This is a genomic window from Nocardia pneumoniae NBRC 100136, from assembly GCF_000308755.1.
Classification (GTDB): Bacteria; Actinomycetota; Actinomycetes; order Mycobacteriales; family Mycobacteriaceae; genus Nocardia; species Nocardia pneumoniae.
This window is the reverse complement of sequence record NZ_BAGF01000150.1, coordinates 24,132-49,089: the sequence shown is the minus strand read 5'-3', so window position 1 is coordinate 49,089 and position 24,958 is coordinate 24,132. Positions and strand designations below refer to the sequence as shown.

At 68.6% G+C, this 24,958-nt stretch carries 17 protein-coding genes; 14 read left to right on the top strand and 3 right to left on the bottom strand.

Annotation, left to right across the window (positions count from 1 at the left end):
* The first annotated feature begins 5 nt into the window (after window positions 1-5).
* Together ON34_RS30965 and ON34_RS30960 are read left to right on the top strand one after the other, a co-directional pair.
* On the top strand, window positions 6-1,370 hold the full coding sequence (locus ON34_RS30965; protein WP_245548284.1) for a phosphoribosyltransferase family protein: 1,365 nt from the start codon (window positions 6-8) through the stop codon (window positions 1,368-1,370).
* A 5-nt stretch (window positions 1,371-1,375) separates the two neighbouring features.
* Window positions 1,376-2,296: a ribose-phosphate diphosphokinase gene (locus ON34_RS30960; protein WP_040786569.1), complete on the top strand. Its 921-nt coding sequence runs from the start codon at window positions 1,376-1,378 to the stop codon at window positions 2,294-2,296.
* Here ON34_RS30960 and ON34_RS30955 read toward each other — a convergent pair.
* Window positions 2,283-3,809, bottom strand: coding sequence for a bifunctional aminoglycoside phosphotransferase/ATP-binding protein (locus ON34_RS30955; RefSeq protein ID WP_174372095.1), 1,527 nt, complete (start codon window positions 3,807-3,809; stop codon window positions 2,283-2,285). The genes ON34_RS30960 and ON34_RS30955 overlap by 14 nt on opposite strands.
* Window positions 3,810-3,870: 61 nt before the next feature.
* Window positions 3,871-4,527: a DUF2267 domain-containing protein gene (locus ON34_RS34005; RefSeq protein WP_063821781.1), complete on the bottom strand. Its 657-nt coding sequence runs from the start codon at window positions 4,525-4,527 to the stop codon at window positions 3,871-3,873.
* A gap of 80 nt (window positions 4,528-4,607) precedes the next feature.
* Here ON34_RS34005 and ON34_RS30945 point away from each other — a divergent pair, with 80 nt between their 5' ends.
* The 5 genes from ON34_RS30945 to ON34_RS30935 all read left to right on the top strand — a co-directional run bounded on the left by ON34_RS30945 (window position 4,608) and on the right by ON34_RS30935 (window position 10,294).
* Entirely contained in the window at window positions 4,608-4,811 is a 204-nt protein-coding gene (locus tag ON34_RS30945; protein WP_040786435.1) for a hypothetical protein, read from the top strand.
* Window positions 4,812-5,026: 215 nt separating this feature from the next.
* Complete coding sequence (locus ON34_RS36540; RefSeq protein ID WP_157172532.1) at window positions 5,027-5,176, top strand: hypothetical protein; 150 nt, start codon at window positions 5,027-5,029, stop codon at window positions 5,174-5,176.
* A 23-nt stretch (window positions 5,177-5,199) separates the two neighbouring features.
* On the top strand, window positions 5,200-5,355 hold the full coding sequence (locus ON34_RS36535) for a hypothetical protein (protein WP_157172531.1): 156 nt from the start codon (window positions 5,200-5,202) through the stop codon (window positions 5,353-5,355).
* Window positions 5,352-7,970, top strand: coding sequence for a cation-translocating P-type ATPase (locus ON34_RS30940; RefSeq protein ID WP_051023383.1), 2,619 nt, complete (start codon window positions 5,352-5,354; stop codon window positions 7,968-7,970). The genes ON34_RS36535 and ON34_RS30940 overlap by 4 nt, the downstream gene beginning before the upstream one ends.
* Window positions 7,967-10,294, top strand: coding sequence for a heavy metal translocating P-type ATPase (locus tag ON34_RS30935; protein ID WP_245548283.1), 2,328 nt, complete (start codon window positions 7,967-7,969; stop codon window positions 10,292-10,294). The genes ON34_RS30940 and ON34_RS30935 overlap by 4 nt, the downstream gene beginning before the upstream one ends.
* A 92-nt stretch (window positions 10,295-10,386) precedes the next feature.
* Here ON34_RS30935 and ON34_RS30930 read toward each other — a convergent pair whose 3' ends face one another.
* Window positions 10,387-10,722, bottom strand: coding sequence for a hypothetical protein (locus ON34_RS30930; protein ID WP_040786432.1), 336 nt, complete (start codon window positions 10,720-10,722; stop codon window positions 10,387-10,389).
* Window positions 10,723-11,212: 490 nt separating this feature from the next.
* On the opposite strand from ON34_RS30930, the gene ON34_RS30925 reads away from it, so the two are divergent.
* From ON34_RS30925 to ON34_RS30895, 7 genes are all read left to right on the top strand, one after another.
* Window positions 11,213-11,662: an Hsp20/alpha crystallin family protein gene (locus ON34_RS30925; RefSeq protein ID WP_040786429.1), complete on the top strand. Its 450-nt coding sequence runs from the start codon at window positions 11,213-11,215 to the stop codon at window positions 11,660-11,662.
* 377 nt (window positions 11,663-12,039) lie between these two features.
* Window positions 12,040-13,536 carry a GNAT family N-acetyltransferase gene (locus ON34_RS30920; protein WP_040786426.1) on the top strand — a complete coding sequence of 499 codons (1,497 nt, stop codon included), beginning with the start codon at window positions 12,040-12,042 and terminating at the stop codon, window positions 13,534-13,536.
* Between the two features lie 115 nt (window positions 13,537-13,651).
* Complete coding sequence (locus ON34_RS30915; RefSeq protein WP_040786424.1) at window positions 13,652-15,490, top strand: AMP-dependent synthetase/ligase; 1,839 nt, start codon at window positions 13,652-13,654, stop codon at window positions 15,488-15,490.
* Between the two features lie 105 nt (window positions 15,491-15,595).
* Entirely contained in the window at window positions 15,596-18,397 is a 2,802-nt protein-coding gene (locus ON34_RS30910) for an AMP-binding protein (protein WP_040786422.1), read from the top strand.
* A gap of 178 nt (window positions 18,398-18,575) precedes the next feature.
* Complete coding sequence (locus ON34_RS30905) at window positions 18,576-19,910, top strand: wax ester/triacylglycerol synthase family O-acyltransferase (protein WP_040786417.1); 1,335 nt, start codon at window positions 18,576-18,578, stop codon at window positions 19,908-19,910.
* A gap of 156 nt (window positions 19,911-20,066) precedes the next feature.
* Window positions 20,067-20,447, top strand: a complete 381-nt coding sequence (locus ON34_RS30900; RefSeq protein ID WP_218003957.1) for a hypothetical protein — start codon at window positions 20,067-20,069, stop codon at window positions 20,445-20,447.
* Between the two features lie 130 nt (window positions 20,448-20,577).
* On the top strand, window positions 20,578-24,777 hold the full coding sequence (locus ON34_RS30895; RefSeq protein WP_157172530.1) for a cation-translocating P-type ATPase: 4,200 nt from the start codon (window positions 20,578-20,580) through the stop codon (window positions 24,775-24,777).
* The last annotated feature ends 181 nt before the right edge of the window (window positions 24,778-24,958 follow it).

The window sequence follows — 24,958 nt, the reverse complement described above, 5'->3', positions numbered from 1 at the left end:
GTTTCGTGATGCTGTTCGATGATCGTCGTGACGCCGGACGTCGGTTGGCGGAGCGGCTGCAGTATCTCCGGGACGAGGATGTCGTCGTGGTCGGCCTGCCGCGCGGCGGTGTTCCCGTCGCCTACGAGGTCGCGCAGGCACTGGATGCGCCACTGGACGTGATCGTGGTACGCAAACTCGGTGTGCCGTATCAGCCGGAGCTCGCTTTCGGCGCTATCGGCGAGGAAGACGTGAAGGTGACCAACGACGTCGTCGTCGCCTACACGCAGCTTTCGAGCGACGACATGGCGGGTGTGGAACGCCGCGAACGCGACGAGCTCACGCGCAGGGCCGAGCGGCTGCGGCGTACGCATCCGCGTGTCCCGATGGCTGGCCGCACCGTTGTCGTCGTCGACGACGGCATCGCCACCGGCGCAACCGCCCGCGCCGCCTGTCAGGTGGCGTGGGCGCACGGCGCGCAGCGCGTCGTGCTGGCGGTTCCGGTGGCTCCCCGGGACACGCTTGCGATGCTGAAGGACCAAGCCGACGAAGTCGTCTGCCTGGAGGTGCCGACCTGGTTCGGCGCTGTCGGCTCTTGGTATCACCGTTTCGGCCAGGTCTCCGACGCTGAGGTCACCGCACTGCTGCGCCGGGCCGCCGGTCGGGCGCGGGAGCCACGGTCGGACTCCGCCGTCGATCCGCCGCTGCGCGACGATGAAGTGTGGGTCCAGGCCGCGGAGGCGGAGTTGCCCGGACACCTCACCATTCCGGAGAACCCGCTGGGGATGGTGGTGTTCGCACACGGCAGCGGCAGCAGTCGCCACAGCCCGCGCAATCGGTATGTGGCCGACGTGCTCAATCGGGCCGGGTTGGGGACGCTACTTTTCGACCTGCTCACTCCGGACGAGGAGGTCCATCGGGCAAGGGTCTTCGATATCGAGCTGTTGTCGCGGCGACTGGTCGACGTCACCGACTGGCTGTCCCGGCAAAGCGGCATCACCGGCCTGCGGATCGGCTATTTCGGGGCGAGCACGGGTGCCGCCGCCGCGCTCCGGGCGGCCGCCGACCCGAGCGTGGACATCGCCGCGGTTGTGTCGCGCGGTGGGCGCCCCGACCTGGCCGGGACGGCGGCTCTCGCGGCGGTGCGCGCGCCGACTCTGCTGATCGCGGGCGGAGACGACCATGTCGTGCTGGAGCTGAACCGTCTCGCGGCACAGGAGATGTCGTGTGCGGCCGCTGTAGCGGTAGTGCCCGGTGCAACGCACCTGTTCGCCGAACCGGGCGCACTGGAGAAGGCCGCCGAACTCGCCCGCGACTGGTTGGTCGATCAGCTCGCACCCGCATCCGCGATCCGCGACCGGAGCGGCTCGACGATGGACACACCATCATGACATCGATGCGCGTTCTGTCCGGCAGCGCGAATCCGCTGCTCGCCTCCGCTGTCGCGGAGCTGCTCGACACCGGGCCCGCCGACTGCGTGATAGACCGTTTTCCCGATGGCGAAGTGCGGCCGATCGTCGATCATGTCTGCGGAAACGACGTGTATGTGGTGCAGCCGACCGCACCACCGGTCGGCGACCATCTCGTCGAGCTGTTGCTGTTGCTCGATGCGTGCCGACGAGCTCGGGCCAGCCGGGTGACCGCAATCGTGCCGTATTTCGGGTATGCGCGCCAGGATCGCCGCACACGCTCCGGACAGGCTCTGGGTGTACGGGTCGCCGCCGACGCGCTCGCGAACGCGGGCGCCGAGCGCCTTGTGGTCGTCGATCCACACACACCCACTATGGAATCGGTCTGTTCGATACCCGTGGAGACGCTGACCGCGGTTCCGCTGTTGTCGAGCAGAATCTCACCAGCGCGGTCAGAGCTCACCGTTGTCGTCGCCCCCGACCTCGGTGCGGCGAAACTCGCCGAGCAGTACGCGGCCGCCATACCGGATTCTGTTGCGCTGGTACGCAAGTTCCGCGAGAGCGGCACGGCCGTCACGGCCGTGGAAATCCTCGGTGACATCGACGGTCGTCAGGCGGTGGTCGTCGACGACATGATCGCCACCGGCGCCACCATCGAGGCCGCTGTGCGACTGCTGCGCCACCATGCCAGCGACGTCGTCGTGGCCGCCACGCACGGGCCGCTGACGCTCGACGCGACGACGCGCCTGCGCGACCTCGGCGTGCGTCGCGTCGTGGTGACCGATACCGTCGCACATCACGACCTGGCCGCGCCGATCGAGGTCTGCTCGATCGCCCCGGTGCTGGCGGACGCCATCGCCCGCCTGCACAGTGATCAGCCGCTGCCCGAGCCGCTCACGCACGCCTGACGGCGGCAGGAGGCTGGGCGACGCGATCGTGCCAGGCGCGCAGCGCCGTGGCGACCGAGTCGTCGATCGAACGTTCGGTGTCGAGCACGGTGGCCTCGGGCCATGGTGATGCCGTGGCTGCCAAGGCGTCCGCGATCGCAGGCGTCGCTTCCGAATCACCCTGGACCCTCGCCGCTATCCGCTCCGCCGCGAGCGGCCGGGAACAGACACACCGCAACGGCACGAGATCAGCGCTTGCCCGATCCGCCAGGGCGGCGGCCAAGGCGCGTTCGTCGGCGTCGGTCCAGCTGGCGTCGAGTATCACCGAAACCCCGTGCTCGAGCCGGTCCCGGGCTCTGTCCAGCAGATGCGTATACACCAGGGCCTTCGCAGCGGGCCGATAGGCTCCTGCGCCGAAGGTGCCCGCGGCTCCGGCAATCGCTCCGGTGACACGCAGCGCGGCGCGCACGCTGTCGCTGGAAATCACCTCGGCTCCGGCCGCGGCGGCCAACCGGGCAGCGACCGTCGATTTTCCGGTGCCGGGAAGACCACCGACGAGCACGAGACGGACGGCGCCATGTTCCAGATGACGTATCGCGAGCTCGAGATGCTGCTCGGCATGCCTTGGCGCATCCGGATCGCCCTGTCCCGCGCGCACATGATCGGTCTTCGCGCGGACCATCGCCCGATAGGCGATGTAGTGGTGGCGTAGCGATGACGGGGGGGAATCGCCTGCCGCGCGCAGGTAATCGTTCAGGAACGAATCGGATTCCTCTGGGTGACCGAGGAATTCGAGGTCCATCGCCAGGAATGCGGCGTCATCGAGGCCGTCGACATAGCGCAATTCGTCGTCGAAGTCGAGGCAGTCCAAGATCCGGAAGCCGTCGGGGAGCACGAAGATGTCCTCCGCGAGCAGATCCCCGTGTCCGTCGACGACGCGGCCATCGGCGATCCGCTCCGTCAGCAGCGGTGCGCGACCGTCGATGTAGCGCATGGCGAGGTCTTCGGCGTGAGCTAGGCCGCGCGAATCGATCGATGCGTGCGGGTGTTCACGCAATGGCCGCAGCAGAGTGTGCCAGCGCCGCCGCAGCTGCTCCGGTGCTCCGGCGCTGTCGATATCGGCGCCTCGCCGGGCTGTGGCGTGAAATCGCGCGAGAGTTGTCGCCAGCGCGGACAGTTCCGCCACTTCTGGGGACGCGTCCGCGAGCATGGTGGACAGGCGCAGCGAGTCCGGCATCCGGCGCATCACGATGATCGGTTCATCGGCGCCGCCTTCGGGATCTGTCAGATGAGCCAGACCGAGGTAGATGTCGGGCGCCAGGCGCTGATTCAACTCGAGCTCCCGGGCGCACGCCAGCTCGCGGTTCTCCGGCGTGCCGAAGTCGAGGAAGTCGGTGACAACTGGTTTCTTCGCCTTGTAGGCGCGGTCCCCGCAGAGCAGCACCAGGCCGGTATGGGTCTCGCGCAGTTGCGCGAACGGTTCGCGCGCGGCGGTTATCCGGCGGTTGGTTCGCGTAGCCGAGGCATGGAGCATGATGACACCCTCTCGGGGCTAGGTAGCGAGGTTCCGGGCTGCGGGTGCCGATACCGTGGGACTACTGCGGCTGCTCGGAGGATGTCGTGGTGAGGTGCTCGGCCATGAGGATGCGGTGGGCTTGCTGCGCGGCCGTGGTCCGGCGTTCGTCGCCGGTGTCACCGATCGGCAGTTGTTCGAGGCCGCGAGTGAGCACGGCGATGGCGTCGCCGAGCAACAGCAGTCGATGCTCCAGCTCGTCGATCCGGTCGGTGACGGACTCAGCGGCGGCGATCCGGTCAGCGGTCTCGCCGCCGGTCTCTCCGTGCAACACCGCTCGCAGGCGCTCCGGCAGCACGGCGAAGACACGGTCGAGCTGCCCAGGGGAGAACCGGTCGATCAGCGTGTCGGTGACCGCGCCGGCGAGGCGAGGTACTTCGTCGCGGGTGACGCCCGCTTCGTTGGCGAACTGGTCCAGGAACGGTCCGACACGATGCCCTACGGGTGTGTGGCTCGGCACCCAGCCCTCGTAGTAGATGCCGCGCAGAATCTCGGGCAGCTGGGCGGTCAGATGGGCTGAGCCGACGACACCGATGCGGTCTCGTACGGCATGCAGCCAGGCACGCATCACCCGGTGCGCGAAGTCGGAGTCTTCGGTGCCGATTCTTCCGGCCACCGCGTTCAGCCATTCATGGGCGTTGTACACCGACGCTGCCAGAGGATCGCTCTTCGGAGACATGCCATCAGCGTCGTCCTGGTGGCCACCCCGCGCCTAGAGCCCGATGTCCTCGGACCGGGTCGGCCGATCGACCCTTTTCGGTGGGGATCTTCGGCCCTGGTCATCCGCAGCCTGCCCGCCTCGGCCCGGATGAGGGCCTTCGAAGTCATCGATCGCATGACCTGCGCTATCCGGTCGCTCCGATCGCCGCGATCACCCCGCGACTGCGGCAACTCACCGCCGAGGTCCGAGATGCCGCCCGCCGCCTGGCCGGGACGGTCGATCACAGCTCCGTGCCCGAGTGAGTGGTCGTCTGGCCCCGAGGGACCGAGCTGGCATCTGGAGCGCTATCCGACAGCTGGAGCAGAATGCCGCAGAAAGGGGCAAAAGTCCTGGCCTTCTCGTGCTTTTTGCCCGCGTGGCGGCACGCGGGGCGGCGCAGACTCGGATCGGAGGATCACCGCACGCGCCGGTGGTCGATGCTGTTCGCGGCACGAAGGATGTAAAGGATGTAACAGGTATGGCTACCGGTGAAGTGATCGCGGTCGTAGCCGTGGGCATCGTGGTCGCGGCGGTGTTGTGTATGGTCGCGCTGCTGATCGCGGTCTGGTGGACGCGCCGTCATCCGGATCACCGTCACCGCAAGACCCATCGCAGGATCGGTGCGTAGATGTCCGCCCGGTGGGGGTGCTCATGAGTGAGCGACCGACAGGCATGGCCGCGATCGCGGTCCGATCGCAGCGGCGCGTCAGCGAGGGACAGTCATCGAGCGAGCCCGGCGAGTGCGCCGACGAAACGGCAGCGATCGCGGTCATGCCGGAGTCGAGCGGAAGCGAGGCGCAGGCGTGAGTGCGGTCGACCTGGTTACCGGACGGCAGGGCCTGACCGCCGCGGAAGTGGCCCGGCGGCAGGAGCTGGAGGGCCTCAACGCGCTGCCGGTGCGGCGCGCGACTCCGGCTTGGCGGCGGTTCGCGGGGGAGATGGTGCATTTCTTCGCGCTGCTGTTCTGGGTGGCCGGCGCGCTGGCGTTCGTGGCCGGGATGCCACAGCTGGGCATCGCGGTGTTCGTCGTGGTGGTGCTGAACGGGCTTTTCGCATTCGTACAGGAGCAGCGGGCCGAGCATGCCGCCGAGCGGTTGCGTAACCTGCTGCCTCGCAAAGTCACCGTGGTGCGCGACGCGACCGTCGTCCAGGTGCCCGCCGATCAACTCGTCACCGACGACGTGGTCCTACTCGCCGAGGGCGACCGCGTCTCCGCGGACCTGCGCCTGGATCGGGTGCATGCGCTGGCCGTGGACACCTCGGCGCTCACCGGGGAAAGCGTGCCGGAACATCCCGGTACGGGAGACCGGGTACATGCGGGTTGTTTCATCGTCGAAGGCGAGGCCCAGGCAACAGTGGTGGCGACCGGGGAGCGGACCCGGCTTGCCGGTATCGCGAAACTCACCCAGGCGCAGCGACCGGCACTCACCCCGCTGCGGCGCGAACTGGATCGAATCTCGCGGATCATCGCCGCTGTCGCGATCGTCGTGGGTGTCGTCTTCTTCTCGCTGGCGCTGCTGGTCGGCACCCCAGCCTCCGACGGGTTCCTGTTCGCCGTCGGCGTCACCGTGGCCGTCGTGCCCTGCGGGTTGCTGCCGACCGTCACGCTGTCGCTGGCCATGGGCGCGCAGCGGATGGCCGAACGGCATGCGCTGATCCGCAATCTCGAGGCTGTGGAGACGCTTGGCTCGACCACGCTCATCTGCACCGACAAGACCGGAACCCTTACCCAGAACGAGATGTCGGTGGTCGAGGTCTGGATGCCGGGTGGAGCGGCGACGATCTCCGGAGACGGCTACCAACCGACCGGTGAGGTGGCCTGCACGCCGCCGAATGGCCTGGATTCGCTGCGGGAGCTGGCTCGGGCGGCCCGCCGCTGCTCGTCGGGGCGAGTGGCGCACCGAAACGGCGAGTGGGTAGCGCAGGGCGATCCGATGGAGGCGGCGTTGGACGTTCTCGCCCGCCGCGCCGGTGTCGAGGAATACGCCGGTGCGCATCCCGAACGCGCCCGATTCCCGTTCGATGCGCGGCGGCGGCGCATGTCGGTCGTCGTCGACGATCGCGTACTGGTCAAAGGCGCACCCGATGCGATCTTCTCTCGCTGCCTGCCGCAACCGGAGGCGACCGACGCGCTGCACCGGCTGGCTGGACGTGGGTTGCGGGTGATCGCGGTGGCTGCCCGACAGCTCACCGGGCCCCTGCCCGCGACGGCGGACGAGGCGGAAGCCGAACTGACTCTGCTGGGGTTGGTCGCACTGGAGGATCCGCCGCGCCGGGGAGCGGCCGCCGCGTTGGCCGCATGCCGCCGCGCCGGTATCCGGGTCGTCATGATCACCGGCGACCATCCGGAGACGGCCAAGGCGATCGCCCGTGAGGTAGGTCTGGGCGGTCCTGGCACCCCGGTATTCATTGGTCACGAATTGCCCATTGGACCAGAAGAATTGGGTGAGTTGCTGGACCGGGACGCCGCCGTCGTCGCACGGGTGACGCCGGAGGACAAACTCCGCATCGCTCGAGCTTTGCAAGCGCGCGGGCACGTCGTCGCGATGACCGGTGACGGCGTCAACGACGCACCCGCGCTGCGCGAGGCCGCCATCGGCGTCGCCATGGGCAAGTCCGGAACCGATGTGGCGCGCGAGGCGTCGGATCTGGTGTTGCTCGACGATGATTTCGGCACCATCGTGGCCGCCGTGGAACAGGGAAGAGCCACGTTCGCCAACATCCGCCGGTTCCTCACCTACCATCTCACCGACAACGTCGCCGAACTGGCGCCTTTCGTGGTCTGGGCGTTGTCCGGTGGCGCATTTCCGCTCGCCATCGGCGTGCTGCAGGTGCTTGCGCTCGACATCGGCACCGATGTGCTGCCCGCACTGGCGCTCGGCGCCGAACCGCCGGCACCGCACGTGCTCGACCGGCCGCCGACGCGGGGTCATCTGCTCGACCGGAAGGTGTTCGCCCGCGCGTTCGGCGTCCTCGGCCCGGTGGAGGCGGTGATCAGCCTGGCCGTGTTCGTCGTCTCCTTCCTGGCCGCCGGCTGGCGACCGGGCGAGTCCTTCCCTACCGGGCCCGTGCTAGCGGCGAGTTCCGGCGCGGCGTTCACGGCGATCGTCTTCGGCCAGGTGGCGAACGCGTTCGCCTGCCGCAGCACGGTCCGCCCGGCCTGGCGGATGCCGCTGGGCACCAACCGGCTGCTGCTGTGGGCCGTCCTCGCCGAGCTCGGCATGCTCGCCGCATTCCTGTACATTCCGCCGCTCGCCTACCTGCTCGACCAGACCGGCCCGAGCGGAACCGGCGCGCTCGCGGCGCTGACCGCGATACCCGCCGTTCTGGCTGCCGACGCTGTGCAAAAGCGCTTCTCGCGGGCGGGCATTGCCCGGATCGGCGCTCCGGCGCCGCGATTCGAGATCGAGGAGAAACCATGAACATGGTCGAGACCACATCGAAGGCACCCGCGCGGACGGTGTTTCGTGAGGCGGTCCTCGTCGCCGTGATCGGCGTGCTGGGTGCGGCCGGGCTGGTCACGCGTCCGTTCAGTGACGCGGTCGCCGATATGCTCTGGCTCGCGGCCACGGCGGTCGCGCTCGTGCCCGCCGCACTGTGGGTCTTCCAGGATCTCCGGCGCGGACGCTACGGCGCTGATCTGCTCGCGCTGGTGGCACTGGTGGGTGCCGCCGCGGTCGGCGAGTACTTCGCGGGCGCGCTGATCGCGTTGATGGTGGGCACCGGCCGCGTACTGGAGGCGTACGCGAGCCGCCGCGCCGGACGCGACCTCTCCGCGTTATTGGGGCGGGCGCCGGTGCAGGCGCATCGGCGGCACGCCGGTGGCATCGAAACCGTCGCGGCCACAGCGATTTCTCCGGGCGACGTCGTGGTCGTACTGCCCGGCGAGACGGTGCCCGTCGACGGAGTGCTCATCACGGCAGGGGTTTTCGACGAGTCGGCACTGACCGGAGAGTCGGTCCCGGTCGTGCGCCGCGCGAGCACCGAGGTTCGCAGCGGCGTGGTCAGTGCCGGTGCCGCCGTGGATATCCGGGCCGCCGCGACGGTGGAGGAGAGTACCTATGCCGGAATCGTCACGCTGGCGCGGCAGGCCGCTGCCACCGCCGCGCCGACGGCGCGGCTCGCCGATCGAGTTGCGGTATGGTTCCTGCCGCTCGCGCTCGTAACCGCTGGTGTCGCCTGGATACTCACGCGGGATCCGGTGCGGGCTGTTGCTGTGGTGGTCACCGCCACCCCCTGTCCACTGCTATTGGCGGTGCCGGTGGCGATCACGGCCGGTATGTCGCGGACCGCACGAGCGGGTGTCGTGGTGAAGGACGGCGCAGCGCTCGAAACGCTGGGGCGCGCACGGTGTCTGGCGATGGACAAGACCGGTACCGTCACCGTCGGCCGGCCGACGGTGCTCGACATCGTCACCGCTCCCGGTGCCGACACCGACCAGGTATTGCGACAGGCCGCCGCGGTCGAACGGTTCTCACCGCATGTGCTCGCCAACGCCATCACCGCCGCGGCCACGGCGCGGGGGCTCGAACATATCGCGGCGCGAGATGTCTCGGAACAACCCGGGCAGGGTGCGACGGGGACCGTGGACGGTCATCGGGTGCGGGTCGGGCGGCTGCCGTCGCGGACCGAGCCCGCGCCCTGGGCTCGAGCCGCCCAGCGGCGGGCCAGGCTGGACCTGGCCGTCCTCGTGTGGGTGTGCGTCGATGACGTGCCCGCCGCGGCACTGCTGGTGCGTGACCGCATCCGCCCAGACGCCGCACGCACTATGCGCCGCCTGCGATCGGCGGGCCTGCGGCGGCTGCTCCTGCTCACCGGCGACCGGGTCGACAACGCCGCCGAGGTGGCGCAGTTACTGGGACTCACCGAAGTCGTCGCAGACGCCGACCCCGCCGACAAGATCGCGGCCATCCGCGCCGCACGCGACGACGGGGTGACCGTCATGGTCGGTGACGGCGTCAACGACGCCCCGGCACTCGCGGCGGCGGATGTGGGCGTCGCCCTCGGTTCCCGCGGGTCCACGGCCGCGGTGCAGGCCGCCGACGCGGTGATCGTGGACGACCGGATAGATCGGCTCGCCGACGCGATCGATGTCGCCCAGCAGTCGCACCGGCTCGCCGTGCAGAGCGCGGTCGCGGGTATGACACTGTCGCTGGCGGCGATGATCGCCGCCGCCTTCGGGCTGCTCGTACCCGCTGCCGGCGCGCTGGTGCAGGAGGGGATCGACATCGTGGTGATCCTCAATGCATTGCGAGCCTTAGGGATTCATCGTGGACGCCGCACAGCCGCGATCGACCCCCTGATCGCCCGTTTCACGCAAGAGCACGACCGGCTGCAGACCGCACGCGCCTCGGTTCGGCAAGCGGCCGACGCGCTGTCCCGTGGCCCCAGCCAGAGCGCCGATGCGGCTGTTCGCCGCGCATTCGATCTTCTTGTCGAGGAGATACTGCCGCACGAACATGCCGAGGACTCGCAGCTGTATCCGGCTCTGGCCGATTACCTGCGCGACCCGGAGGCGATGGTGACGATGAGCCGCGAGCATACCGAGATCGACCGGCTCGCCGACCGGATCCGCCGCCACCTCGACGACTCCCCTCACGGCATCCGTGCCGACCAGATCGACGATCTACGCGCGACCCTCTACGGGCTCGACGCGATCCTCGCCCTGCACTTCGCCCAAGAGGACGAAGCGCTGTTCACGTTGGCGCACAACCAGGTCGACACAACGGCGATGAGCTCCCCATGAGGGCGGGAGTCACGCTATGAGCGTTTCCCTTCGCCAGGCGCTGCAACCGACCGTGCCTGCCGTCCTCCACCTGCGTGCAGTGTGGCGTCGGATCAGGTCGCAGCGAGGTGAAAGTCGACCGTGTCCGGGCCAGGGAACATTTCCGCGGTCACATGAACCTCGACGGTCCCAGCGAAGTAGGGCGTGACCGGGATCGTGGCCGCGAGACCGGCGGAACTGGTGACGGCGTGCCAACGAATGCCGTCGGGGCTGGGCGGTGAGGGGAAGACCGGCGCCGCCGAACCGCGAAGGGTGAAACACACTTCTACACCCTCGACTCCGGCGCCGGACGAATCGGTGACCTGGACGACGCACGATTCGGGGAACGGTGTTCCAGCCGCGGTCTTCTGTTTGTTGCCCGCATGGATGTGCAGCCTGTTCTCGGCCATGGCATACCTCTAGAAACCCTTCGAGAATTCGAGTCAATCGCGACCCGCGGCCGCCGATGAAGAGTCTTTGGTCACCTGTCCTGCCAGCGGAGGCTCAAATCGGGCCGGTCCACGCGGAACAATGTGGTTGACGCGTCGGGCTGGTTGGCGCTCTCATCGGCCGGGCCGGTCGCGGTGCTACCCACCGCGTACTACTGGCCGCACAAGCCTGACGGGCCGAGCGTCTGGGACATCCGAGCCGAGTTGCCGCATCGTCCGCCGCTGGCACCGTTCACCCTTGATGAGGCACGCCGGGCCGCCCAAGACCATCGCGGGTGTCTTGCGAAGACTGCCCACGCAAACGCGCCGCGCTGCGAACTCATCTCCTCTAAGCGGGATTCCTGTTCAGGGACCGGAGTCCTCAGAGGGAGGACTGTAGGCCCTACTGCTCGGTGCGGGTGACGCGTGGAATCGAAGAGTCATCAACCACTCTCTCCGCTGGAGTCACGCTATGAGCATCCTTTCCTCGCGCCAGGCATTGCTACCGACCTGGCCTGCCATGCCCGATTGGTCTGATCTGATGGCCAGGCTGGAGTCGCGGCCGCTCTGGACGTCGCTCGAGGGCCACATGATTCGCGTCGAGGAGCATCTCGAGAAGGGCCGGTACACGTTGCGGGCCGAGTTGCCCGGGGTCGACCCGGCCAAAGACGTCGACATCAGCGTCCGGGAAGGACAGTTGACGATCAAAGCCGAACGCACGGAACGCAAGGAAGAAGGCACCCGCTCGGAATTCCACTACGGCAGCTTCTACCGGTCGGTTCCCCTGCCGGTCGGCGCGAAGGAAGACGACATCGACGCCACGTACACCGACGGGATCTTGACTGTGACCGTGCCGGTCACCGAATCGGAGACCCCGGAGAAGCACATCGAAATCAAGAAGACCGGAAACGGACACAGCTGACCGATCGGAATCCAGGGGGGCCCGGATACGCGGGCCAGCCGACACACCGTCATACCGACCGCCGCTGCGGGTCAGCGTCATTCGGGCCCGCGGAGCGTCTGCTGGCCGTACCCGGGACACCCTGAACACCGCCGCCGCCATCGCCGCCTTGGCCGCCGCTGGGCTGGACACCTACCGACCCCGCGCCCGTCGGCAGGGCGGCGATGCATCGCCGCCCGACCGCACACAGCCACGATGACGACCGGGAACTCGCTCAGCGCCGCCTTGTCACGCTGATGCGATCCGCGTCCGGACGGCCTTACTCGGCCATCGACCTATCGGCGGCCCGTCGGCGGATCGCGCGGAAGTCGGCCAGCTCTCATGACGGGAGGAACCGCATGACCACACACGGGCATCCCCCGATCGTGGTGACCGTCGACCAACCGCCGATCGGGCACGACGCTGCCCTGTGGTCCGCCCGCCTCGCCGAACGGCTGCACTGCCCTCTGCGGATCGTCTACATCGCCACCGCCGCTCATGACGTGTCGGTGGACACCCTACCGGCCGGACCCGAAGCGGCGGCTCGGACGGAAGCCAGCGCGACAGCCGTCGTCGACGACACCGTCGCGGTCGTGCGCCGCGATTACCCCGACCTCGAGATCACTGGTGAGTTGATCGACGGACCGGCCGCGCACGCGTTGGCTACGGTGGGAGAGGACGCCCGGATGGTCGTCCTCGGTCATCCCGACGTGGGGACGCTCGACATGTCGACGGCCACAACGACGGTTACCGAGCACGCCAGTTGCCCGGTAACCGTCTGGCGGGGACAGTCCGGCCAGCTCCCAGATCAGCGCCCCGTGCTTCTCGCCGTGGACGACGACATCGACGGCGCCGACGCCGCCCTCGCCGCGTTCGCCTACGCCCACCTGTTCGGTGCATCGGTCATCACCGTGAACCCCCCACCGGAACAGCCCGAGACGACCGCTGCGGCGAAACATGCAGAACCCGCTTCGGTCACTTCGACAGACCGCCACTCCCTTGACGCTCACCTGGCCGCGGCACGGGAAGCCTTCCCCGACGTCACCGTGTCCGCCCTTGCCGACATCCCGCACCGGGCCTCGAGCGAACGCGCGACGGGTGCGCAACTGGTGGTCACCGGGACCGATGGCCGCGCGTCTGCCTCTGAAGTACCCGGTTTCGGTCCGTACTCGTTTCGCCGCATCCGGTGCCCCGTCATGATCTGTCCGTCGCGGACGCCTCCTGTGGGTTTCGGCGCGGATACGCTCGCATCCACCGCTGGTACCACGGCGCTACCGTCTGCCACGCCGATCTCCGGCATGACCGTCCGTGTGCTCACGCTCGACGACCGGGACGCGGCCGCGTCTCTGCATGAGCAGATGTCGGCGCACGATGCCTATCTCCGGTTCTTCAGCGCCCCTCCGAAGCACATCGGCGAGTTCGCGGAACAACTGTGCCGACACGACTCGACCCACCTCGCGCTCGGCGCTTTCGATGGTGACGACCTGGTCGGGGTCGCCAATTACGTCGTCACCGACACCACCCGGGGACACATCACCGCGGAGATGGCACTGGCGGTCAACGCGCATGACCAGCGACACGGCATCGGCACATTGCTCGTCCGGCGACTGGGCACGGCCGCCTACCTCCACGGGGTGGCACATTTGACAGCCGAAATACTCGCGGAGAACAGCCTCATGCTCGCGATCATCACCGAGCAGGGGTGGAGCGACGCGCTCCGATACGAGGGCGCCACCGTGCACTTCGATCTCGAACTCGACGCCCACCAACAGGAACACCCGGACGCGGCCGTACTTCCGCAGGAGGGAAAACCCGGACGACCGACCCGAAAAGTTCGAGGGGGAACGCAACGCTAGCTCTCCGTGTCGGAATGGTTCCAGGGACCGAGCCGGGGCTGCCCTCGTACATCTCGTCTTCCTTTCTCACCCGAGCGCCGCATCGATCAGCCTGGAATTCCCTTAGAATCGAGTAATGACGTTCCTCCGGAATTCTGAGGAACTTCCCGATCTCATCAAGATCGAGCACCGGGCAGCTTCGGTCGCCCAGATTCTGGTCGACCGCATCACCGCGACTCCGGACGCGGAGGCATTCCGATTCCCTGACGGTGAGCGCTGGACCAGTGTGTCCTGGAAGCAGTTCGGTGACCGCGTCGACATCCTCGCCGCCGGACTGATCGCACTGGGAATCCAGGCCGAGGACCGGGTCGCGCTCGTGTCGTCCACGCGGTACGAATGGGTGCTCGCCGACTTCGCCGTGATGTGCGCTGGTGCGGCCACCACCACCGTGTACCCCACCACCAATGCCCCCGGCGTCGCGTTCATCGTGGCCAACTCGGGCAGCCGTGTCGTCGTCGCCGAGGATCAGGCCCAGGTCGACAAACTGATCGAGCACCGCTCCGAGTTGCCCGGCGTGCGACAGGTGGTGATCTTCGACGGCGAGGGCGACGGAGACTGGGTGATCACTCTCGACAACCTCGAAGAGCGCGGACGCGGACTGCTCGCGGGATCCCCCGACGCGGTGGCCGATCGCATCCGCGGAATCCGCCCCGAGCACCTGGGCAGCATCATGTACACCTCCGGGACGACCGGCACCCCGAAGGGGGTCAGGCTGCCGCATTCGGCATGGACGTACAGCGCCGCGGCAATCGACGCCTTGCATGTTCTCGGCCCCGACGACCTGAACTTCTTATGGCTGCCACTGTCCCACGCGTTCGGCAAGGTGATGCTCGCGCTGTCACCGCTGATCGGCTATCCCACGGCGATCGACGGCCGGGTGGAGAAGATAGTGGACAACCTCACGATCCTGCACCCCACCATCGTGGCGGCCGCCCCCCGCATCTTCGAGAAGGCGCATGCCCGTATCGAGGGCATAGTGGCCGAAGAAGGCGGGATCAAGAAGAAGCTCTTCGACTGGGCAGTCGGGGTCGGCCTGAAGGTCTCGCGTGCCCGGCAGGCCGGCAAGGATCCGTCGCCGCTCGTTTCCTTGCAGCACAAAGTCGCCGACAGGCTGGTGCTTTCCAAGATCCGTGAACGCTTCGGTGGTCGGCTGCGGTACTTCGTTTCGGCAGCGGCCCCCTTGGATCGCGATGTCGCGCAGTGGTTCGACGCGATCGGCATCATCGTGCTCGAAGGTTACGGCCTGACCGAGACCGCAGCCGCCTCGTTCATCAACCGCCCCGAGGAATACCGGTTCGGAACCGTGGGCAAGCCGTTCCCCGGCACCGAGGTCAAGATCGCCGAGGACGGCGAGATCCTGCTCCGAAGCCCGGGTGTGATGAGCGGCTATCACGACCGCCCCGACGCCACTGCCGAGGCTTTCGACGCGGATGGCTGGTTCCGCACCGGCGACATCGGTGAGATCGACGCAGACGGATTCCTGCACATCACCGACCGCAAGAAGGACTTGTTCAAAACCTCGCAGGGCAAGTACGTCGCGCCTTCGGCGATTGCCGCCACATTCAAGGGAATATGTCCGTACGCGGCGGAATTCATCGTCTACGGAGAGACACGACCCTATTGCGTCGCATTGGTCGGCCTCGACGCACAGAGCATCACCGAATGGGCAGGCAAGCACGGCCTGGCGGACAAACCGCTCGCCGAAATCGCGCGGGACGCGAAGACCCACGACGTGATCGCCGGCTACGTCGACAACCTGAACGCCCAACTCAATCGCTGGGAACAGATCAAGAAATTCGACATCATCGACCACGAACTGTCCGTCGAGGCGGGCGATCTCACACCGAGTATGAAACTGCGCCGCAAGATAGTGGTCGACAACCTCGCCAACAGCATCGACGCCCTCTATCACTGAAGTCGATCGATGGCTGTCGCTTCGCATACGTCCGGTTGGGGGCACGCCAACACCACCAGTGTGACCGGATGTCCGTGGAACGGCGGTCCAATCCATGGATGACCTATGACGACCTCAGAGCAGGACGAGGACCAACTGCTCGCAGTTGTCCGGGATCTCGTGGCCGAGCGGCACACCCTGGACCGCGCCGCCCGTGCGGGACTCGACAGCGAGTTGGAGCGCGATCTCGGGCTGGACAGCCTCGGCATCACCGAGTTGCTCGACCGTACCGAGAACGCGTTCGGAGTGAGGCTGGAACACGACGTTCTCGGCACCGTGACAACGCCGCGTGATCTGCTGACCGCCGTGCGGGGCGCGCCTGCGCGGACCCATCCGCAGTCGACGCCCACGCGGCATGCCGTACCACCGCGGATCGACCGGGCCCCGGACGCAACCGCCACCATCCCCGAGGTCTTGTCCTGGCATGCCCGCACCCACGCGCATCGCACGCACCTGCGGATACTTTCCGGAGGAACAAGGGGCGGGGGACAGGAGGAGCTCAGCTACGGCGAGGTGCGGTCCGCCGCCGCGACGGTGTCCGCCGCCCTACTCGCCCGCGAACTGCGGCCTGGTGACAGGGTAGCCATCATGCTGCCCACGGGCCGGGCCTATTTCACCACCTTTCTCGGTGTGCTGCTGGGCGGTGGCGTCCCGGTGCCGGTCTATCCGCCATCACGTCCGTCGCAGCTCGCCGAGCATCTGCGACGTCAGGTGCGCATCCTCGGCAACGCGCAGGCCCGCCTGCTGGTCACCGATCCGCAGGCCGCGAGCCTCGGGCGGCTGGTACGCGGCCAGGTGGAGTCGGTACGCCACGTCCTGACCCCGGAAGAATTGGCCGGGTACGGCGAAGCGGAAGGCTCGGTCCGTGGTGCGGGCGACATCGCTCTGGTGCAGTACACCTCCGGCAGCACCGGCGACCCCAAAGGCGTGACTCTGACCCACGCGAACCTGCTTTCCAATATCCGGGCGATGGGGGAGGCAGCGGAGGTCGCCACCACCTCCGACGTGTTCGTGAGCTGGCTTCCTCTTTACCACGACATGGGTCTGATCGGCGCATGGTTGTCCTGCCTGTACTTCGGGGTGCCGCTGGCCGTGATGTCGCCACTGGACTTCCTTGCGCGACCGGCGGAATGGTTGTGGGCCATCCATGCTCACCACGGCACGCTGTCCGCGGCCCCGAACTTCGCCTACGAACTGTGTCTGCGGAAGATCGCCGATGCGGAGATCGATGGGCTCGACCTCGGGTCGCTACGAATTCTCTTCAACGGCGCAGAACCGGTGAGCGCGGACACCGTGACCAGATTCGCCGATCGATTCGCCGCCTATGGGCTGCGCCGCGAGGCCCAGGCCCCGGTCTATGGGCTGGCCGAGGCGTGCGTCGGCCTCACACTCCCTCCTGTCGGCCGGGGGCCGATCGTGGACCGAGTCGACCGCAACCGTTTCCTGCGCACAGGCACGGCGACCCCGGCCGCTGAGGAGAACCCGGATCCGCTTCGCTTCGTCGGCTGTGGCCGTACGATCCCCGGTCACCAGATCCGCTTGCTCGACTCCGCGGGAAACGTGCTCGGCGACCGGCGTGAGGGCCGGATCGAGTTCTGCGGCCCGTCGGCCACCGCGGGATACTTCCGCAATCCACGGGGCACCGAAGCGCTGTTGCGGCACGGCTGGCTCGACACTGGTGATCTCGGCTATTTCGTCGACGGAGAGCTCTACGTGACCGGCCGGGTAAAGGACCTCATTATCCGGGCAGGCCGTAATCTGCACCCCGAAGAGCTCGAACGGGCAGTGGGCGATATCCCTGAAATCCGGAAGGGATGTGTGGCCGTCTTCGCAACGTCAGAGCCCGCTGGCGGCACCGAGCGGCTGGTCGTGTTCGCCGAGACCCGCCAGACTGCGGCTGCCGTGCTCACCCGACTGCGGGAACAGATCGTCGGGGTCAGCGTCGACCTGCTCGGAACGCCCCCGGACGACGTGGTGCTCGCGCCACCTGGGACGGTGCCGAAAACCTCCAGCGGCAAGCTCCGGCGCGCAGCCACCCGGGAGCGCTACGAGCGGGGCCATATGCGCGCTCGTCCCCGGCCTGTGTGGTGGCAGCTGGCCCGGTTCGCAGCGAGGGGCGCGATCCCCAGCCTGCGACGTGCGCGGAAGCTCACCGCGACCGGGGCATTCGCCTTGTGGTGCTGGGCGGTTCTCGTGGTGGTGGGTCTGCCGACACTGATCGCCGTGGCGTTGGTGCCCGGTCTCGCCGCACGGCGAGCTGTCGTGCACGCGGCGGCCCGCAGCCTCGCCCGGCTCACCGGCACGCCCGTCACCGTGGACGGAGCCGAGCAGCTCGCGCGGCTGAGCACCTGCGTCGTGGTCGCCAACCATGCCAGCCTCCTCGACGGCATCGCGTTGTCCACGATCCTTCCCGGCGGCTTCACCTTCGTGGCCGGTGAAGTATTTGAACGCAAGCCGCTGGTCGGCTTCCTGCTGCGGCGGGCCGGTTCGCGATTCGTCGAGCGGACCGAACGCGAACACAGCGTGGCCGACACCCATCACTTGATGGAAGCGGCACGGCACGGCGAGCGCCTGGTGGTGTTCCCGGAGGGCGGCATCTCGCCGGTACCGGGCTTGCGGCCGTTCCACATGGGCGCGTTCCTGATCGCCGCGAAGGCTGGCCTTCCCATCGTGCCGGTCGCCGTCTCGGGCACCCGCGCGATGATGTGGCCCGACCACGGCATGATCATCCGCCGCGGAGCCATCCACTTCGTCGTCGGCGAAGCGATCCTCGCTGCCGGAGACGGGTGGGATGCCGCCGTCGGTCTGGAACGCGCCGCACGCGCGGCGATCGCCGAGCACTGTCGGGAACCCGACAACGCCTGGTGATACGAGTCGCCTATCCCGGTCGGTGAAGCCGGTGCATCGTCATTGGGTCCAATGTCACTGGTGTCGATTACCTTGGCATCTCACCCACAATGTCCGGTTTGCGCGAGAGTTGTTTCCGAAGCACCGGCAGTTTCAGCGATAGGCAGCAGCCGCGCGGCCGCTGCCGGATGGGTGCGCGATGACGGAATTAGGTCCGTTGGACACCGGTTTCATGGAGATGGAAGACACCGACCGCCGAGTCAGCCTCGGGATCGGGACGGTGGCGATCGTCGACGGACCACCCCCGGCACGGCAGGAACTGCGCGCCTGGCTGGATCGCGGGTTGGAGCGGCACGGGCGGCTACGGCAGCGGGTTCGTCGCAGGCTGTTGGACCTCAAAGCGCCGGCCTGGGAGGAGGACCCGAACTTCGATCTGGCGCACCACATCCGGTGGACCGCGTTACCCGACCCGGGTGGCGAGGCAGAGCTGCAAGAGCTGGTCGCGACGGAGTTGACCGAGCGGCTGGATCGTGAGCACCCCTTGTGGGAGGTGGTCGTGGTCGAGCACCTGGTGGAAAACAGCTGGGCGCTGATCGTCAAAGCCCACCACACCATGGTGGACGGAATCTCGGAAATCACTCTCCTGGAGAGTTTTTGCGATCCGGCCGCGGGCGACTGGAGCGGACACCGCGCCGCAGTCGAAAAGCACTCGCGCACGAACATTCTGAAACGCTTGACGGAAACGGTCCGCGCACCCGTGACCATATCGCGCTTTGCCGTCGCAACCGCCCGTACCCTGGCGCCGGTGCTGTACGCGGCGATCGCGCCGGCCGACGAGTCCTCGCTGAACGGCCCCATCGGGCGGCAGCGCCGCTACACCGTCGCGCGAACGACGCTGGCGCAGGTGCGGGAGATATCGCAGGCATTCGGCGTGACGGTGAACGATGTCGCCATCGCCGCCATCGCCGCCGCCTATCGCCGGTTGCTGCTCAGCCGCGACGAAGATCCCATCCCCACCACGCTTCGCATCGTAATTCCGGTGTCGACCCGAGCGACCGAGGCGAAACGGGTTCTGGACAACCGTGTTTCAGCGGTGATCTCACATTTGCCGATCGAGATCGATCGTCCGGTCGAGCGCCTGATCGCCGTGCACGAGCAGATCCAACGGCATCGATCCCGAGGCGAACCCGACGCCGAGAAATCGTTGCTCGCACTGTCACAACGGCTGCCGTTCGCAATCGTGGCAGAGGTATTCCGGCTCGCGTCGTCATTTCCCCAGCGCGGAGTGAGTGCCCTGGCGACCAACATCCCCGGGCCCGGACACCGGCTTACACTCGGCGGCAGGAATGTAGTCCAGTTGTGGCCGTGCATCCCGATCGCGATGCGGGTACGCACGACTATCGCAATCCTCAGCTACCTCGACCAGCTGACTTTCGGCATTACCGGCGACTACGACACCACCCCCGACATCGACACCATCTCCTCGGGCATCACAACCGAGCTCGCGGTGCTACTTGCCCACGCCCGCGGCTGAAAGACCAGAAGGTCGCCTGCGGCGCCGCGCGTGCGGGCAGCCTGAGCCGGGAATCCCACGCCCGACCGCGGCAGAGGAAATCGAAATGGCCGATCGTCACGGGAATGGGTGATTTCGGCCCTGTCGATGGGCGCCGATGAGGGCGATGCTGATCTCATGACCGATAACTCGAAGCTTTCGGCGCCCGAACAGCGGCGCATCGCCGAACAGGCCTTGGACGCGCTGGCGCAACCTACCGAGCAGGTGCTCCTGCAGGTGCGGTGTGGGCGCGGTCATCATGTGGCGACCGTCTTCGATACGTCCGCGGGTGCGGTGTACCGGTCGGTGGTAGGTCCGCACGCTCACGGTGATCGTGACTTCGTCGACACCGGGCACGGTGCCCACCACCGTGGCACACGATACGTCGACCTGCTGACGGCCGCCGCGATCGTCGACGACGGCCTACCCGCCTCCTGCGAATGCGGCCCGCACACACTGTCACGCGAACGGCTGAGGCAGGCTATTGCCGACGACGAGCACACCCTCCAGTTGCCCTGAAGGGCAGCGCCGGATCTGTCCTTGTGCGGAATCACCCCGTGCGACCTTGCCCGTCGTCGCACCTGAATCCGGCCGCCGCTTCCCGGCCGATCAGTCGGCCTCAACCGGCGACCACACAACGGAGGCCGTGATGTTGGGCGGATATTTCGAGAAAGTGCTGCGTGTCCCGCAGTTCGCGGTGGATGCCTTGCGTGCCCCGGCAGCGGCGGCGGACGTGCTGCACACCGTGCTGTCGGACGCAGTCGGCCACGCCCGCGCCGTATGGTCGGGTGGCGACCGCCTGCACGTCGCCGTGCGCGGACCGGCGCCGGACCGGATGGAGGCATTCGCCGTGGACCTGACCGCGCGAGTCGGCCGTCTGCCCGGGGTGGCATGGGCGGGCCTCGACGCCGGATGCGGTCGTCTCGTGGTCGCCGCGGAATCTCCGGACGCGTTGGACGCGGCCGCCATCATCGCCGCGGTGGAGGAGGCGGAGACCGCCGCCGCTGGTCCTTTCACCGCAGCTGTCGCCACACATCCCACCGACCGGACCGCAGCGGCTTGGTACACCGTCGCGGCGGTCGCCGACCTCGCGGCGGTCGGCGTCGCCACCGTCGGCACTCTGCGGCGTCTGCCCGGCCGCTTGACGCCGATCGAACTCGCACCCGTCATCGCGTTCGTGCAGAACCAGGAGCGGCTGCGCGCCCCGCTCGAGCGGCGATTCGGGGTGACCGAGGTGGAGTTGGCCCTGGGCATCGCCGCCGCCACGGCCGGTGCCCTGGAGCGACAGCTGCTCAGTCCGGTTGTCGACCTCGTCCACCGGGTGCTGCTGCTGCGGCAGGAGCGGTCCCGCGCGCAGACCTTCGCGCAGGTGGAGCCGGTACTGTACGCGACCGCGCCGCTGACACGGCCGCTACCGGAGCGCCCCGCGCCGAGGCCTATTCCACTGCCCCCTGGCCCGATCGAACGCTATGACGAGCAAGACTTGATGGCGACGGTAGCCGCTGCACTGACCACCATCCCGCGTTCGCATCAGACGCAGGGTGCTATCGACGTGCTGAGCGCGGGGGTTGCCAAGGCCGCCCGGCTCGGACGCGAGGCATTCGCCGCCGGAGTGGCGGAGTACCTGGGTCGCTGTGGCGTGCTCGTGGTGCGTCCGGAACCGCTCCGAATACTCGACCATATCGACCGTCTGGTGATCGACGTGGACCTGCTCGGTGACACGCAACCGCCGAAGCCGGCGACCGGCCATGACATCGAGATCGTCCGGTACGAGACCAAGTCCGGACCCGAGCAAGGTCGGGAGGATCTCACCGAACTCGTCGCGCGGCTGCAACGTGAAGGCCACGTCGTCGCGGTCGTCGCCGGCGGTGAGGAGGCCGCGCTCGCCGCCGCGGACTGCGGCGTCGCCGTCGCGCCGCACCCGGAGCATCCGGTGCCGTGGCATGCCGACCTCATCGCCGTAGACGGCCCGGTCGGCGGCGCGGCTGTGCTCGACGCCTGCCGGCTGGCCCAGGACATCAGCCGACACAGTGTGCTGCTAGCGCTGGCGGGGTCGGCGGCGAGCGCGCTCATCCTGCTCGGCGTCCCGAGGCCGTGGCGGCGTCGGCAGGCACTGCCGGTTTCGCTGAGTGTCGACGTGGCGGCTCTCGTCGCTCTGGCGCACGGGCGCCTCAGCGCGTTGCGGCTCCTGCCGCCGGCCCCGAGGGCGCAGGCGGGTGACGACTGGCACCGCGTCCCGGCCGCCGAAGTGCTCACCCGGTTGGGTAGCCGCCCCGAAGGGTTGACCGCCCCCGAGGCGGACTCCCGCCGCCCACCCCCCGTCGCCGCGCCCAGCGCACCGCGGCAGTTGTTGGCTCATGTCGTCAACGAGCTGCGCAACCCCCTCACACCGGTGCTTGCGGCGGGCGCGGCGCTGTCGGTCGCCGTGGGCTCAGTGCTGGACGCGGCAATGGTGGCCGCGGTCGTGTTCGCCGACGCCGGAATCGGTGCGCTGCAACAGATCGGGGCCGACCGGGCCGTTGCCGCGCTCGACCGGGTGGCCGCCCAGCGGGTGCGGGTCCGCCGCGACGGGACCGAGCAGGGCGTCCTCGCCGACGAGCTCGTCGTTGGCGACGTTATCCGGCTCGGTCCTGGCGAAGGTGTGCCCGCCGACTGCCGCCTGCTCGAGGCCGAGGGCCTGGAAATCGATGAATCCGCGCTGACCGGCGAGTCGCTGCCGGTGACCAAGGTCCCCGCGCCGATCGACGCGGAGGCCCTCGCCGACCAGACGTGCATGTTGTTCGCCGGCACCGCCGTCGCGACAGGACGAGCCAGCGCGGTCGTGGTAGCGGTCGGGGCGGACACCGCCGCCGGACGGGCCGCCCAGGGCGTCACATCTCCGCGCACGGGGGTGGAGATCCGCCTCGAGGCGTTGGCGGCGCGCGCCACCCCGGTCGCACTCGGGGCCGGGGTCGTCACCATGGCCGCCAACTTCGCCCGCGGCGCCCCGCTGGCCGAGACGCTGGCCACCGGGGTGAGCCTCACGGTCGCGGCGGTCCCCGAGAGCCTGCCGATTCTCGCCACCGCCGCTCAGCTGGCCGGGGCCAGACGACTGGCCGAACGGGGTGTCCTGGTGCGACACAAGCGAGCCGTGGAGGCGCTCGGCCGGGTCGATGTGCTGTGTGTGGACAAGACCGGCACCCTCACCCGCGGAATTCTGCGCGTCACCGCCGTGCACGACGGACGGCAAGCCGCCGCTCCCGATCAGCTCCCCAGCAGGCACCGGCGGATCCTCGCCATCGCCCATGCCGTGGCGGCGGCCACGCTGCCACGGCGACGTCGCCCGGGCAGCACCGACGACGCCATCGTCACCTCCGCGACCGCCGCCCGGCTCACGGAGCCCCACGCCGCACTGGCCGAGCTGACCTACGAGTCCGGCCGGGCCTACCACGCGGTCGTCGTCCCAGACGAGGACGGCGTCCAACTGAACGTCGTCGGCGCTCCCGAGACGATTCTGAGCCGCTGCGCCCACCAGGAACACCCCACCTCCGGCCACGTCGAGGTGGACCGTCATCGCCGCGGCCAGCTCGATGGACTGGTCGAGGAACTGGCCGGAGACGGCGGCCGGGTGCTCGCCGTCGCCACCCGCCGGCTCGCCGCGCCACCGGAAGGCGAGCTCACCGAAGACGACGTCATAGGGCTCACCCTGGCCGGGTTCCTGGTCCTCTCCGACCCGCCACGCGGCCATGCCGCCGACGCCTTGAATCGGATCACGCGAGCAGGTGTGCGGCCCGTGCTGATCAGCGGCGACCATCCTGCGACGGCCCGCTGGCTGGCCACCGAAGTCGGGATGCTGCCGGCGTCCGACGGCAGCGCCGGTGTCGTCACCGGCCCAGAGCTGGACGGCCTCGATGACGACGCCCTCGACGCGATGCTGCCCGGAGTGTCCGTCTGTGCCCGTGTCACGCCGGCCCACAAAGTCCGGCTGGTGGCCGCCTACCGCAGAGCCGGGCACTGCGTCGCCATGACCGGCGATGGTGTGAACGACGCGGCCGCGATCCGGCTCGCCGACGTCGGTATCGCCCTCGGCAGCGGCCGCGGCACCGAAGCGGCTCGCCACGCCGCCGATGTGGTGCTCGTCGAGGACCACATCGGCAGCATCGTCGACGCGCTCATCGAGGGCCGTGCCCTGTGGGTCGCGGTCCGCGACGCGGTCGCCAACCTGCTCGGCCACAACTACGGCGAGATCGCTGTGATCAGCGGCGTGAGTCTGCTGACCGGCATGACCCCGCTCACCGCCCGCCAGCTGCTGCTGTGCAACTTGTTCACCGACACGATCCCGGCGCTGGCCATCGCCATGCGCCCGGTGCCCGATCTCGATCCCGAGCATCTGCTCGCGGAGGGCCCGGACCGCTCTATCGGCCCGCTGCTCACCGAACGGATCACCGTGAACGGCGTCGCTACCGGTCTGGCAGGCGCGGGCGGCTACCTTGCCGCTCGCCTCACCGGTACCGTCGGGCGGGCTCGCACTGTCACCCTGCTGAGCATCGTCGGCGCCCAGTTGGGTGAGACCGCGGTGCTGCGACCCACCGATCCGGTCGTCGTCGGCGCGGCCGCCGTATCCGCGGCAGCGCTGCTCGGGATCGTCGAGACTCCAGGATTGAGTCAGTTGTTCGGATGCCGGCCGGTTGGCCCCGGCGGCCTGCTCATCGCCGGAACCTCCGCCATGGCGGGTGCCGTCGGCACACTGCTGTTCGCGCCTGCGGCAGCGCGCCACCGCGACGAGAACACCGATCCGCCAGTCACCACCCGGCACCCGGGAACCGCTTATCTCCTACCCGGCGACCTCTTCCCCCTGCACCACAGCTGACCGTATCGATCCCACAACCCGGGCTGATCGATAGCGGACCGGTCGCCGCGCCGTCACGTGTCCCTGACCGGCTGCTGCCGAGCCCAACGCTCACCCCAGGGGCTGTCGCGACCGGGGCCAGACAGCGCTGGGGTCCGTCAACGGCTCCGGCGCGGCAGTCGAACGCCGTGCCACCCGGGAA